At 59.2% G+C, this 13,390-nt stretch carries 13 protein-coding genes and 1 tRNA gene; 5 read left to right on the top strand and 9 right to left on the bottom strand.

What is annotated here, in order from left to right:
* Positions 1-50: 50 nt before the first annotated feature.
* The 3 genes from MTP38_RS11395 to MTP38_RS11405 all read right to left on the bottom strand — a co-directional run bounded on the left by MTP38_RS11395 (position 51) and on the right by MTP38_RS11405 (position 2,875).
* Positions 51-1,655: a recombinase family protein gene (locus MTP38_RS11395; RefSeq protein WP_249233627.1), complete on the bottom strand. Its 1,605-nt coding sequence runs from the start codon at positions 1,653-1,655 to the stop codon at positions 51-53.
* 247 nt (positions 1,656-1,902) lie between these two features.
* A complete protein-coding gene (locus tag MTP38_RS11400; RefSeq protein ID WP_055190176.1) occupies positions 1,903-2,352 on the bottom strand; it encodes a hypothetical protein in 450 nt (149 codons plus the stop codon).
* A 446-nt stretch (positions 2,353-2,798) separates the two neighbouring features.
* Positions 2,799-2,875, bottom strand: a tRNA-Val gene (locus MTP38_RS11405).
* A gap of 158 nt (positions 2,876-3,033) precedes the next feature.
* On the opposite strand from MTP38_RS11405, the gene MTP38_RS11410 reads away from it, so the two are divergent.
* On the top strand, positions 3,034-3,195 hold the full coding sequence (locus tag MTP38_RS11410) for a FeoB-associated Cys-rich membrane protein (protein ID WP_227621794.1): 162 nt from the start codon (positions 3,034-3,036) through the stop codon (positions 3,193-3,195).
* A 46-nt stretch (positions 3,196-3,241) separates the two neighbouring features.
* Here MTP38_RS11410 and MTP38_RS11415 read toward each other — a convergent pair whose 3' ends face one another.
* On the bottom strand, positions 3,242-3,538 hold the full coding sequence (locus MTP38_RS11415) for a DUF1492 domain-containing protein (protein WP_227621795.1): 297 nt from the start codon (positions 3,536-3,538) through the stop codon (positions 3,242-3,244).
* 22 nt (positions 3,539-3,560) lie between these two features.
* On the bottom strand, positions 3,561-3,773 hold the full coding sequence (locus tag MTP38_RS11420; RefSeq protein WP_227621796.1) for a helix-turn-helix domain-containing protein: 213 nt from the start codon (positions 3,771-3,773) through the stop codon (positions 3,561-3,563).
* A gap of 191 nt (positions 3,774-3,964) precedes the next feature.
* On the opposite strand from MTP38_RS11420, the gene MTP38_RS11425 reads away from it, so the two are divergent.
* Genes MTP38_RS11425 through MTP38_RS11435 form a run of 3 tightly spaced genes read left to right on the top strand, consistent with a single transcriptional unit; the run spans position 3,965 to position 6,194 of the window.
* The gene (locus MTP38_RS11425; protein WP_249233628.1) at positions 3,965-4,591 is read left to right on the top strand and encodes a LexA family protein; all 627 of its coding nucleotides are present in this window, start codon (positions 3,965-3,967) and stop codon (positions 4,589-4,591) included.
* A gap of 15 nt (positions 4,592-4,606) precedes the next feature.
* Entirely contained in the window at positions 4,607-5,302 is a 696-nt protein-coding gene (gene tsaA, locus MTP38_RS11430; protein ID WP_249233629.1) for a tRNA (N6-threonylcarbamoyladenosine(37)-N6)-methyltransferase TrmO, read from the top strand.
* Positions 5,303-5,318: 16 nt separating this feature from the next.
* The gene (locus MTP38_RS11435; protein ID WP_249233630.1) at positions 5,319-6,194 is read left to right on the top strand and encodes a LysR family transcriptional regulator; all 876 of its coding nucleotides are present in this window, start codon (positions 5,319-5,321) and stop codon (positions 6,192-6,194) included.
* A gap of 59 nt (positions 6,195-6,253) precedes the next feature.
* Here MTP38_RS11435 and MTP38_RS11440 read toward each other — a convergent pair whose 3' ends face one another.
* From MTP38_RS11440 to rlmB, 4 genes are all read right to left on the bottom strand, one after another.
* Positions 6,254-7,213, bottom strand: coding sequence for an Ig-like domain-containing protein (locus MTP38_RS11440; RefSeq protein ID WP_227621800.1), 960 nt, complete (start codon positions 7,211-7,213; stop codon positions 6,254-6,256).
* A 266-nt stretch (positions 7,214-7,479) separates the two neighbouring features.
* Positions 7,480-8,019 (bottom strand): rubrerythrin, encoded by a 540-nt coding sequence (gene rbr, locus MTP38_RS11445; RefSeq protein WP_227621801.1) that lies wholly within the window; start codon positions 8,017-8,019, stop codon positions 7,480-7,482.
* 175 nt (positions 8,020-8,194) lie between these two features.
* The gene (locus MTP38_RS11450; protein ID WP_249233631.1) at positions 8,195-10,846 is read right to left on the bottom strand and encodes a cell envelope biogenesis protein OmpA; all 2,652 of its coding nucleotides are present in this window, start codon (positions 10,844-10,846) and stop codon (positions 8,195-8,197) included.
* Positions 10,847-10,884: 38 nt separating this feature from the next.
* Entirely contained in the window at positions 10,885-11,691 is an 807-nt protein-coding gene (gene rlmB, locus MTP38_RS11455; protein WP_227621803.1) for a 23S rRNA (guanosine(2251)-2'-O)-methyltransferase RlmB, read from the bottom strand.
* An 801-nt stretch (positions 11,692-12,492) separates the two neighbouring features.
* On the opposite strand from rlmB, the gene fba reads away from it, so the two are divergent.
* Positions 12,493-13,356: a class II fructose-1,6-bisphosphate aldolase gene (gene fba, locus MTP38_RS11460; protein WP_227621804.1), complete on the top strand. Its 864-nt coding sequence runs from the start codon at positions 12,493-12,495 to the stop codon at positions 13,354-13,356.
* Positions 13,357-13,390: the final 34 nt, after the last annotated feature.

Below are 13,390 nucleotides of genomic sequence, written 5' to 3' on the forward strand. Positions count from 1 at the left end.
ATACCCGCAGTTCAATTTTATCACCCTGCACAAAATTCCGCGATAAAATTTTACGTCTTCACTCTTTCAGGGCAGCACCGTCTGACCTTAACAAAAAACGCAGCGGCATTCCATTCCATGCCGCTGCGTTTTCCATTCAAGAAATTCTGATAAATAAAAAATCCGCTGTCGAATGACAACGGATCTTTAAGTGGAGCATTGTCCACAGCACTCGAACCTAACACCTCTTCACGGGAGATGGTTTTGGAATCATCCGTGAAGTTGAAATTGAGCACGACCCGGTCGTCAAAGACGTAGACCGAGTTGACAAAGGTATCAATGATCTGCCGCTGGTGTTCCATGTCTCTCATGTCACCCTTGCGGAATTTTTCAAACCAGAACCGCATCCATTCGCGGGTCAGGACGGGCTTTTTCAGCTCTTCTTCCAGAATGCTGGTGTTCAGGGCTTCTTTCCGGGCTTCCAATTCGTCCAGCCGCTGCTTGGTGGTCGGGGTCAGGATGCCCTGTTCAATGGCTTCCAGAAGATTTGCCAGCCGCTTCTCTGTATCCCGGAGCTGGTCTTTCAGAACGGGCAGGCGGGTGTTCTCCTGCTGCTGGGCTTCCATAATCAAATCTATCAGCTGTTCGATGATTTCATCGCTGAAAATCACCTTAATAGCAGTTTCCACCACGAACCGTTCCAGAGGCTCTTTGCGGATGGCTTTCAGGTCGCAGTGCGCCTTGCCGTGGCGTTTGGCGTTGCCGCACTTGTAGTAATAGTAGGTGTTTCCCATGTGGCTGGTGCCGCTTTCGCCGCCCATCAGGGTGCCGCACTTGCCGCAGAACAGCTTAGTGGTCAGCAGATAGCTCACATCCTCTTTTGCAGGCCGACCATGGGCGATCCTGTTTTGCTCGAAACGCTGCTGCACCCGGTCGAACAAGTCCTGATCAACAATAGCCGGAATGCCGCCCGGCGTCACAATGTCCTTGTAGCGGTATTCGCCGATGTAGCGGCGGTTGCGGAAGATCTGGAAGAAGCTGTTCTTTACGAACGGTTTCCCGGTGCGGGTACGCAGGCCGCGCTCGTTCAGGGATGCGGCAATCTTCTCAGCCGGTTCGCCGTCGGCGTACCGGCTGAAGATCTCCTGCACAATAGGAGCCGTTTCCGGGTCGATATGGTACAGCCTGTCCTCCTTGCCAATGGTGAAGCCCAGCGGCACCACACCGCCGTTGTACTTGCACTGGAGGGCGTTTTCGCGCTCACCGCGCGCTACCTTCAGGGCGAGTTCGGCGGAATAGTATTCCGCCATGCCAATAAGCATACTCTCCACCATAATGCCTTCAGGCCCCTGCGAAATGGGTTCCATGGCAGACACCAGATGGACACTGTTCTTTTCCAGCTGGTACTTGTAGTTCACGGCATCGAACCGATTCCGGGCAAAGCGGTCAAGTTTCCAGACCAGAACCACATCGAAAATTTTCTTTGCGCTGTCCTTTATCATCCGCTGGAAGTCCGGGCGGTCATCCGTTTTGGCAGAGTAGGCACGGTCAATGTAAGTGCCGACCACAGTGATGCCGTTCTTCTCGGCGTAATCCTTGCAGTCGCGCAGCTGTCCCTCAATGGACGCTTCACGCTGGCTGTCGGATGAATAGCGGGCGTAGATCACGGCGGTCATGGTTGCACCTCCTTGGCGTGTATTCGACTTGCCTTTATAGTATCGGGTCAAGCGCAGCTTGTCAACAATCTGCGAGCAGATTGAAATGTGAAAATTGCGAAACGCAGCGAAAAAGGTGAGAGCAAGAATCGTCCCGTGGCCACAAATTTTCAATTCTCGAAAATTCTTGCCCCTTTGGGACAGCTTCTTGTTGGGGCGTGCCTGCCCCAAACCCTGCTAGGAACGAGTACAGCAAACTGGAATTGATTTACTTTGTTTGTAAATCTTCCAGAAAGAAAATTCCCTCTGTTAGGTTGACAAACATTTCCTTGTCCTTGATTACATGAATTTTATTGTTCCACCAGACAGTAGTGTTATTAGCGGAGATTGTTTTGCTTGTTCCATCCTTGAGAAAATAAGTAATTGTAATAGCGGGTTCTTCTTCGCTATTCACTTCCCCAAATAAATCATATTTCAGAAATCCCGTTAGCTTTAAGGCTAACTCAATGTCCTCACTGCTCGAAATTTCTTTAACATCATCCGTGACACTCGGATACGTGATATTTACAGACTGAATATCATTTATGCGGGGCAATCCCCAAAGATACATACCATTCGTAAATATGTTGATCCCAACAATCAAAACAGTCATAACTATCACTTCTATCAAAAATCGAATAAGACCTTTGAAAATCTTGTTCACCAACTTATCCTCCAATCTCGATTTCTCCTACTCCCTCAATTCCGATTTGTTGAACTAAGCCGAGTATATCATACTCTCCAATGAAAGAACACCCCGATATAGTGAAATTTTGCCGTTTTCCTGCGTACGTGCGTACACACTCCACAGGAATTCTAAGGGGCCTGCCCCTTAGCACACGGACTTTGGAACAAAGTCTAGTGTGTTACACATTGTCAGAGGTGTACAGGCTCCCGGTACGCACGTACGCAACGATTACCCCCAAACGCGCCATATAGGGGGATGATCAAGTTCGCACAAAGCGAACTTGATTCCGCAAAGCAAAAGGCAGGATACCATCGTAATGATGATACCCTGCCCTTGCTCGTTTACCGCTCCGCGTACGCTCGCCGCAGAACCTCTTGTAAACAAAAAACGTACCCAAACCCTTTCTCGTAAAGAATCGGGTTCGAGTACGAACTGTATGGTGGAGAATTAGGGACTCGAACCCCAGACCCCCTGCGTGTGATGCAGGTGCTCTAACCAGCTGAGCTAATCCTCCGAATCGGAACACGCTTATTATATCACTGCACAGGCCCAAATGCAAGCCCCAATTTTCGATTTTTGCAAAAAGTTTGGAGCAACAGTGCTTTTCGATTGCTCTTCGGCGTCAAATGGTGTATACTGGGGCTGGAATTCTTTCGAAAGAGAGGTCTTTTTATGATCACTGTACGCGGTATCATCACCTTGCTGGTACTGGCGGTCCTGTTCGCACTGGCCGTAGTTTGGGTATCCAAGCAAGGCGGCTGGAAGGGCGAGGGCTGCGGCGGCAACTGTGCCTCCTGCCACCAGCACTGCGACACCCCTGAAAAGAAACACTGAGCACACGAATGCCCTCCGGCCGCTCTGGCCGGAGGGCATTTTTGCGTCACAGCTCGCCGTAATGGGCAGCAAAGACCGCGATAGTGCTCAGAAGGTCGCTGTGAGCTTTCTGATAGGTGCTGTAGCTGATGTTCAGCTTGTCCATCACCTCTTCCCGCGTCCGTCTCTCCATGTAGCGCAGCTGCAGGATGCCGCCCCGCAGGCCGGGGTCTGCCTCCCGGTAATACGCCTCCGTTTGCTCAATGGCTTTCTTCCACCCCCAGTTGCGGGGGCCGTAGACCCAGTTCCGCTGCCCATAAAAGCCGAGGGCCTCCTTTGTCTTCCGACGCTGCTCCTGTGTCATCGCTCCTTCTCCCTTCCCGCTCTCAGCCCGCCGGGCCGAAGAAGCAGCGGTCACGCTGCTCGGTGGTCATCCCCAGCATCTTCGAAAGTTTTTCGGCCTCACTCAGCTTGAATTCGCGCTCGTTTTCCAGCTTGCAGCGGAGCGTGCCGCTGCTGATGCCCAGAACATGGGCCACATGGCCCAGCTTTACGCCGCGGCTGCGGATGCAGTCGCGGAGCATCATGGTGTCGGTCATAGGCGTTTCTCCTTTCCGTTTTACGTTTCAAGTGTGCAGTACAATCATTAGTTGTATTATATTCCTCGGTTGATTATTTGTCAACATTATTTGCGAAATAGCCGATTAAAAGTTGATTTATAGTAAATTTTTTGTTATACTAGCCTCAGAACACCGAAAATCGTGCATCGAGATAGAAAGCGAGGCCCTTTATGTCTGACACCGATCTATCCGGCCGCATCCGGCAGCGCCGGGAGCAGCTGGGCCTGTCGCAGGAAGAGCTGGCCGCCCGAATGGGATACCGTTCCAAATCCTCCATCACCAAGCTGGAAAAAGGCATCAACGACCTGCCCCGGGCCAAGCTCGAGGAGCTGGCGGCGGCGCTGAACACTACCCCTGCGTGGTTGATGGGCCTTGTAGATCTGCTCAGCCCGCCGCCGGGCTTCGAGCCGCTGCCCGAGATGGTGCGGGTGCCCCTTGTAGGCTCCATCGCCTGCGGGACCCCCATCACCGCCGAACAGAACATCGAGTGCTACATCGGCGTCCCTGCCGCGTGGCACGCTGACTTTGCCCTCACCTGCCATGGCAGCAGCATGGCCCCCACCATCTGCGACGGCGACATCGTCTGCATCCGCCGTCAGCCCGAGGTGGAGCAGGGGGAGATCGCCGCAGTCCGCATCGGTGAAGAAGCCACCCTCAAGCACTTTCACCGGCAGGGCGAGACCGTGATGCTGCTGGCCGACAACGCCGCCGTCTGCCCGCCCATGATCTTCGCCGGCCCCCAGCTCGAGGAGATCCAGATCGAGGGCCGCGCCGTGGGCTTCTGCCGCGGTTTATAATAAGGAGAACTGCTTATGTCTGCACCCGAAGAAATGGCCCTCAAGGTCATCGCCCATATCCGCACCGCCTTCCCCACCAAATTCGGCATCCCCCGCCAGAGCGGGCTGGTGGACAGTCTGCGGGGCGAGGTCATCTTCACCCCCGAATACCGCTGCGCCGACGCCGTGCGCGGGCTGGAAGATTTCAGCCACATCTGGCTGGTGTGGCAGTTCTCCGGCGCGGTACGGGAGGGCTGGTCGCCCACCGTCCGCCCGCCCCGTCTCGGCGGCAACACCCGGATGGGCGTTTTTGCCACCCGCTCCCCCTTCCGGCCCAACCCTCTGGGCCTGTCCAGCGTCCGGCTGGAGGCCATCGAACACCGGCCCGACGTCGGCCCCGTCCTCATCGTGCGGGGCGCCGACCTGATGGACGGTACCCCCATCTACGACATCAAACCCTATATCCCCTACGCCGACTGCCACCCTGATGCCTCCGCAGGTTTCACAGCGCAGACCCGGTCCCACCACCTGAACATGGTCTGCGGCGACGCCCTCTGGACCAAAGTGCCTGCCGACCAGCAGGCGGCGCTGCGGGGCGTGCTGGAAAACGACCCCCGCCCCTCCTACCAGCACGACCCCGAGCGGGTCTACGGCATGGAGTTCGGCGGTCTGGAAGTCCACTTCAAGGTGGACGGCGAGACGCTGACCGTCACCGGCATCGACCACTGCTGACGCCGGAGGGACTGCAATGGAGCTGCGAAATATCAACACTTTCCTCCACATCGCCGAGCTGCACAGCTTTTCCAGCGCTGCGCGGGAGCTGGGTTACTCTCAGTCGGCGGTGTCGGCCCAGATCGCACAGCTGGAAGCAGAGCTTGGCACGCCCCTCTTCGACCGGGTAGGAAAGACCGTCCGCCTCACCGACGCGGGCCAGACCTTCCAGAGCTACGCCCGCACCCTTCTCATCACGGCCCAGCAGGCCAAGGCCGCGCTGATGCCCGCCCGGGCCGTCAGCGGCACTCTGCGGGTGGCGCTGGCAGACTCGGTGTGCAGCACCTTCCTGCCCGACCTGCTGCAGCAGTTCCACGCCCTCTGTCCGCAGGTGGAGCTGGTGCTTCGGACCGCCACCGCAGACGAGATGCTGCGGCTGCTGGGAGCCAACCAGATCGACCTCGCCTACACCCTCGACCAGCCTCTGCTCCTGCCCAGCCTGACGCTGGCCGTCAACGTGCCGGAGCCGGTCTGCTTCGTAGCCCCCGCCGGACACCCGCTGGCCGAGGCCGAGGCCGTGCCGCTGGATGTGCTGGCCCAGCAGGAATTTCTTCTCACGGAGCGGGGCATGAGCTACCGCGACGCCCTCGACCAGCGCCTTGCGGCCCGGGGGCTGGCCATCCATCCCTACATCGAGCTGGGCAGTGCCTCCCTGCTCTGCCAGATGGTAGAGCGTGGGATGGGCCTCTCCTTCCTGCCCGAGTACATCGTCTGCCCGGCCCTCTCCGCCGGGCGTCTGGCCCGCCTTCGCGTTCCCGACTGCACCGTCACCATGCACCGCCAGCTGTTCTACCACAAGGATAAATGGCTCACGCCCCAGATGAAGGCCTTCATTGCGCTGGTGGAGCAATAAACAAACGCCCCACACCTGTCTTTCGACAAGTGTGGGGCGTTTCATTTGCAGATCTTTTCTCAGCTCAGCCGGTTCATCCGGACGGCCACATAGGGATCGGGAAGCTTGAGTTCCTCGGCCAGATCCTCTTCGCTGCTGTATTTGTCGGCGGCAAGGCCCACAAAGATGCTGCAGCTGTCGAAGCGGCCATCCGGCGAGAGGGCGGTGATCTTCGCCTCACCGTCCGCAACAGCGGTCACGACGCCAGAGGCGTCCACTGTAGCGACGCCGGGGTTGCTGCTGACCCATGTGATGGGGACGCTGACGCCCCCCTCCACGGCCACAGAGGCCGTCAGGGCTTCCTTTGCGCCCACGGTGCGGAGCAGCAGGTCGTGCTTATTCAGGGTCACTTTGCCCACGTCGCTGGTGACGGTGACGGCACAGCGGAGAGCCTGACCGTTGGACGCCAGCGCGGTGATGGTGGTAGTGCCGGGTTTCTGGGCCGTGACAAGGCCCTCCGTGTCCACCGTCGCCACCTCAGGGTCGCTGCTCATCCACTGGTAGGCGTAGATAAAGGAGCCGCTCGTGTTGATGAGCTGCAGCTTCTGGCTGGGGTGGGCGTTGTCGTACTGGATGATGAGGTTGAGGGTGACATGGTCGAGGGCCGGCTTTTTGCTGGCCGCGTCCCCGCTTTCCTTGCGGACCGTCACCCTGCAGGCGGCATACTCGCCCCGGTCGGTGATGGCGCTGATGGTCGCCTCACCGGCGCTGCGTCCCGTAACGCGGCCATCGCCGTCCACAGTGGCCACGGTGGGGTTGCTGCTCATCCAGACGATAAAGTAGTAGTCGCTCTGTCCGCCGGTGTAGAGATAGGCTTTGGGCCGGGGGTCGTCGGCCGTGATCTCCAGCTCCATCTCGCTCACTTCCAGCTCAAAGTTCGAAGACTGTCCCAGAAGCGACGGCGCAGCCTGTGCGGCGGGAGCCGCCAGAAGCAGCCCGCTCAGCACGAGGGCAGCCGCAAGCCGTGTGATCTTGTTCATAGGGTAGCACTTCCCTCCTTCGTATCATTCCGTCTATCGCAATGTGCACTGCACATAATTCCACTCACTACTCGTTTATTGTACACGTCCCCCAAAGAAGGGTCAAGTTCTTCGCCAGAAGTGTCACAATTTCGCGCATCTTTTCGTGAAAGGCACTAAAACACCACCCTCAAATTTATACAAAACGTGCAGACTGCATTTTGCCGCCGGACGAAAGAGCCGCCGCACCCTCAGAAAGGTGCGGCGGCTCTCAGATACCGTAAAAATCAGTAGTTCTTGGCCTTCAGCTCAAAATAGCTCTGGGGATGGGCGCAGACCGGGCACTTGAGGGGTGCAGACTTGCCGATATGGGTGTAGCCGCAGTTCCGGCAGACCCACACCTGCTGCTCTTCCCGGGCAAAGACCTTGCCCTCCTTGAGGTTGGCAGCGAGGGCGCGGTAGCGCTCCTCGTGCTCCTTCTCGATCTGTCCCACCATCGTGAAGAGGGCAGCCAGCTGGGCAAAGCCCTCCTCCTTGGCCTCCGCGGCCATCCGGGGGTACATCTCGGTCCACTCGTCGTTCTCACCGCTTGCAGCCATCTCAAGGCAGGTCATGGTGTCGGGGAGCGCGCCGCCGCACAGGGCCTTGAACCACAGCTTGGCGTGCTCTTTCTCGTTGCCGGCGGTCTCCTCAAAGATAGCGGCCAGCTGCTCGTAGCCCTCTTTCCTTGCGACGCTTGCAAAGAAGGTGTACTTGTTGCGGGCCATGCTCTCACCGGCGAAGGCTTCCATCAGGTTTTTCTCGGTCTTGGTGCCCTTGAGTTCCATATTCTGTTCTCCTCTCTGATGTGTTGACACTGCCAGTATAGGCCATGTCGGGTTTGGTTTATTCTACGCGCAGCCCGCTTTGTTCGGTACCGGGTGTGCGCTAGGTCTTGTTTCTCTCTGAGGATAGTATAACAGAATTTGGGGCAGAAATCAAGAATAATTCCTATTTATTTTTTCAACTGTGCTGCTTGAGGGCACAGACGGCGATGCTGAGGGCGCTCCACGCGGCCTGATACATCAGCACTGCGGCCACGCTCAGCATCCCCACGCTGCCCGCATAGGTCAGCAGGACGGCAATGGCCACCGAGAACCACACCGACACCAGCTGTACCGTGGTGGCAGTCGTCTCGGCGTTCTGGGCCTGCTCTGCGGCCCGCAGACCGCCGGTCAGGCTGGCAAAGCCATTGGTGCAGAGGATGCAGCAGTCCTCGGAGCCGGTGTTCTGGGCGGTGGCGGCATCCAGCGCGGCACACTGCTCCTGATCCAGCAGGACGACCATCCCCTCGGGCAGGTGGTAGGCGTCGGTGATCTGCCGTGCCGTCAGGCTGGGGTCCTGACAGGACACCAGCAGCTGGATGTTCTCCTTCTGGAGCTGTTCCAGCCCACGGGCCGCATTCCGCCCGCCCACATACCGGAGCACGAACATGGCGTGCAGACTGCCGGAGACGGCCAGATACAGGATCTGCAGCTCGCCGTTTTTCGAGTGCTTGGCCTCATACTCCTCGTCGGGCAGGGGCACATCTTCCTTTTCCATGTATGCGCGGGAGCCGATGAGGACACGGTTGTTGTCGCACCACGCGGAGAAGCCGAGGCCCCGATGGACTTCCAGATCCTTGACGGGGTAGAGGATGTCGGTGCGGTCCTCGATGATCTGGCGGAACAGGCCGCTCAGGGTATTGCAGCACTGGCTGAGGACGCTGGCCGAATAGAGGATGGCCCGGTCGATGCGGCCGCCCTTGAAGATGCGGATGTCCTCCAGCAGGGCGCTGTCCGGCGTGAACAGCTCGTCGGCGTCGGCCTGCACCGTGTCCACACCGCCCAGCTCCTCGATGGCCGCCCAGCCGGGCACCACAGCGCCCGAGGCAGCTGCGGTCTGCTGCAGCCGCAGAGACGCAAGGCCGGAGATGAGGGTGGAGGACAGGGGCGACCCCATGCAGAGCACGGCGGTCAGGGCCGCCGCGCTGCCGTTGACGCCGCCGCCCATGACGAGGAATACGAATCCGGCCAGAAGGGCCACGCCCAGCAGGATATAGTTCGTTTTGCGGGCGCGGCGCTCACAGGCACGGGGGCCAAAGCCCTGTTCCACCATCGCGTCGTCCCACTCGGTGGGGCGGCTGAGCAGCACCCACGGGTCTTTTTCTTCCATATTCTTAGCCAGCACCCGGACAAGCTCCTTGTCCTTGGCGCGGAACGCGCCGCGCCGCTCCGGTGCGGCCTGCGCCAGCGCAAATCCGCCCTGCACCGAGGCCAGCAGCACCCGGTCGCCCAGCAGCGCAAGGAAGAGTCCCAGCGCCGCGATGCCGGACAGGAGGGTGAAGCTGGACGGCTGATAGCTCTTGGCGTTCAGCAGGGCCACAGCGGCCTGCAGCAGGGCGGCACAAGCGGCCAGCGCGGGCATCGTCTCCATGCTGGGACGGCCCCGCAGGCCCTGCAGGCCGTCCCGCAGGACGGGCCAGCCCACGGCCAGTGCCAAGGCGTAGAAGAGCAGGTTGGCAGCGTAGAACGCCGCCGGGGCAGTCACGGGGTCCAGCCCGGCCAGCGGGCCGACAAGGCCCTCTGCGGCAAGGCCGAAGTGGAGCAGCACCAGCGCGAGGATGCCGCCCAGCGCACAGCGCAGGGTAAGGGCTGCGCTCATCCGGCGCAGCCGGTCGCCCATCTGCTCAGGCGCTTCGGGGGTCTTTTCCGCCTCGGTGGCCGCCTCTTCTGCGGGGGCGGCTTCCTCTGCGGCAGGCTGCGCAGGCGCTTCGGCGTCCAGCGTCTCTGCGGGAGCAGGCCCGTCGTCGTTCAGGTCAATGAGCGGCAGGCTCATGCTGTCGTCGCTGCTGGGCGGCGTCGTGCGGGTGGGGGCCGAGGGCGTTTCCTCGTCCTCCCCCTTGCCGAAGAAGTGCATGGCCGGGGCTGCATGGGGCTTCGCCGTCTTGTCCTCCGCAAATACCAGCTCGGGCAGCGGCGCAGCAGGCCTCTCCGGCTTGGCATCCGGCTCTTTTTCTGGTCCCGGCTTCTGGACAGCCGGGGCTTCCGGGACGCTCTTCTCCGGCTTTTCGGCCTCCGGCTGAGGCTTCGGGCCGAAGAGCATGGCCTTCAGCGCCTGCATCTCCCGGTCCTCGTACTGCTCCTGCGGGGTGCGCGGGCCGTACTGGACGGCCTTTTTCCGGGAGGCGGACTGTTTTTCCGTTGGCTTTTTGTCCGGCTGGGGGGCAGGCGTCTCCGGCGCTTTGGGCTGGGACACTTGGGGCTTTTCCGGTTCCGGCCGGGGCGCACTCGCCACTCCCGCCGGCTCCGGCGTCTCAGGCTTCGAAGGCTCTGTCTCCTCTTCCAGCTTCAGGACAAGCTCCAGCTCGGAGGGTTTCTCCTGCTCCTCACCGCCCAGCCGGATCTCGCCGGTGCTGCTCTCTTCCACTGCACCGTCGGCCTGCGGCTCCGTTTTCTCGCGGCGGAACAGCCGACCGAACAGGCCTTTATTAGGCTTTTCGGCCGCTCCATCGTCCCGTCGGGTCATCTCCTCCGGAACCTGCGCCACACTGGTCGTAAAAAAGGTACGGAATTTCTCGTCGCGGGCGTCGATCTCTTCCTGCGTCAGTTCCTTCCGCTCTTCATCCTTTGGCATCTGCTGTCTTCCCTCCCTGATCTCTTATTGAGGGCGTCTCAGCCCTGTGCGGCACGCTGGCTCTGGATCTCATACAGGATGATGCCAGCCGCCACCGAGACGTTGAAGCTGTCCACACCGGTGCCTCGTGCAGCCATATCGAGGCTCACCACGCCGTCGCAGAGCTTCTTCACCAGCTGCGACACGCCGCTGCCCTCACTGCCCAGCACCAGCGCGATGGGGCCGGTGAGGTTGTTCCGGCGCAGGGACACGCCATCCATATCGGCGCAGTAGACGAAAACGCCCTGCTCCTTAAGGCGGCGGATGGTCTCGCCGATGTTGGCCACCCGGGCCACGGGCAGTCGCTCCGCAGCACCGGCGCTGGACTTGATGACGGTGGGGGTCACGGATGCGCCGCCCCGCTTGGGGATGACGATGCCGTGTGCGCCGCACAGCAGGGCCGAGCGCATGACTGCGCCCAGATTGTGTGGGTCCTCGATGCCGTCACTCAGCACGAGGAAGGGCGGTTCGCCCTTCTCCTTGGCTGCGGCCAGCAGGTCCTCCACCGTTGCGTATTCGATCTCGCTGGCAAAGGCAGCTACGCCCTGATGGCTCTCGGTGCCGGTCATGAGGCGCAACTTATTGGGGTGCACCCGCTTGACGGTGGCACCGGCCTCCTTAGCCATTGCGGTGTAGTAGGCCGCCACAGCGGGGGCCATGCCCTCTGCCAGCAGCACGGTATCCACGCCGGAGCCGCTCTTCAGCAGCTCCGTGACCGGGTTCTTTCCGTAAACAAGGCTCTCGTTCCGGGGCTGCTCCTCGGCCTTTTCGCGGCGGGGGCGGCGGGACGTATTGCGTTCTTCCATGAAGTGCTCCTTCCATTTCTATCGCAGGACGCCGTGGCTCTTCCGGCCCGGCGCCGTTGTGTTTCATTCAGCAAATCTTTCCATGCCGCAGTGCGGCAGGCGATGATGACTCATCTTGAAGTATAACATAAGAAGCCGGTGTTCGCCATAGAATTGTGATTTTTCTCCCGTGAAATTTCTGTGCTACGGTCCGGACAGCACCGCATGGGGTAAGTGTCGTCTCTCTGCACACCGAGCATCCGTCTTTTTGCCGGAGGCAAAAGTTTTCCACATCCAAAGCGCTTTACCCATCGTATATCGGCCCTGTTTTTTCCACAAGTTGAAAACCCTGTGGAAAGAGTTCAAAACTCAAGCACTCATGCCTGTTTTTCAGGTTGAATTCCACACTTTCCACGAGGTTTTCCACATTCTCATCTCGACAAGCTCAGAACCTTGCATACATTTTGTAATTTTCAAGTCAGAATTATGACAAATTTTTGAATCGAAGCAGCCATTCTTTTGCCTTTTTATCCAATATCATTTTGACGAATGCAGTCTTCTGTTGAAAATCGTCCCCTTTTGTCCCTCTCTCGTTCCTCTGCTCAGATGTTGTCGTCGCTTGTAAAAATGTTGCATTTCACTCGTTTTTCCATTTTTCGACTGCATTTCCGGCCAAGAAAGCTTCGGTTTGATTACAAAAACTCTCTAGTGGATTGATTTTGCCCTCTGTTTGGGGTATACTTAGGTTGTAACTTCGTTAAACCATACACGAAGTGCTGTGTGGGTACGAAGAGACCCCGATAAATTTTGGAGGTAAATAATATGTTGGTAAATGCAACCGAAATGCTCATCAAAGCCCGTGACGGCCACTACGGTGTGCCTCAGTTCAACATCAACAATCTGGAGTGGACCAAGGCTGTCCTGACCGCCTGCGAGGAGATGAAGAGTCCCGTCATTCTGGGCGTCTCCGAGGGTGCCGGCAAGTACATGACCGGCTTCAAGACCGTCGCCGCAATGGTGGACGCAATGGTCGATTCGATGGGCATCACCGTTCCGGTCGCTCTGCATCTGGATCACGGCACCTACGAGGGCTGCAAGGCCTGCGTTGAGGCTGGCTTCTCCTCCATCATGTTCGACGGCAGCCACTACTCCATCGAGGAGAATGTCGCCAAGACCACGGAGCTGGTCGCTCTGGCACACTCCAAGGGCATGAGCATCGAGGCCGAGGTCGGTTCCATCGGCGGCGTCGAGGACGGCGTTGTGGGCAATGGTGAGATCGCTGACCCCGCAGAGTGCGCAAAGATCACCGATCTGGGCATCGATTTCCTCGCTGCCGGCATCGGCAACATCCACGGCGTCTACCCGGCCAACTGGAAGGGTCTGGACTTCGAGGCTCTGGACCGCATCCACAAGGCTACCAACAACATTCCTCTGGTCCTGCATGGCGGCACCGGCATCCCCGACGACATGATCGCCAAGGCCATCAGCCTCGGCGTCTCCAAGATCAACATCAACACCGAGTGCCAGCTGGTCTTCGCTGAGGCCACCCGCAAGTACATCGAAGAGGGCAAGGATCAGCAGGGCAAGGGCTTCGACCCCCGCAAGCTGCTGGCTCCCGGCGCAAAGGCCATCGAGGCCAAGTGCAAGGAGAAGATCGAGCTGTTCGGCTGCGCAGGCAAGGGCTAAGCCGAAGCTGTCCTTCTGAACAATACTCCACCTG

Source organism: Faecalibacterium sp. I3-3-89 (assembly GCF_023347275.1).
GTDB classification, from domain to species: domain Bacteria; phylum Bacillota; class Clostridia; order Oscillospirales; family Ruminococcaceae; genus Faecalibacterium; species Faecalibacterium butyricigenerans.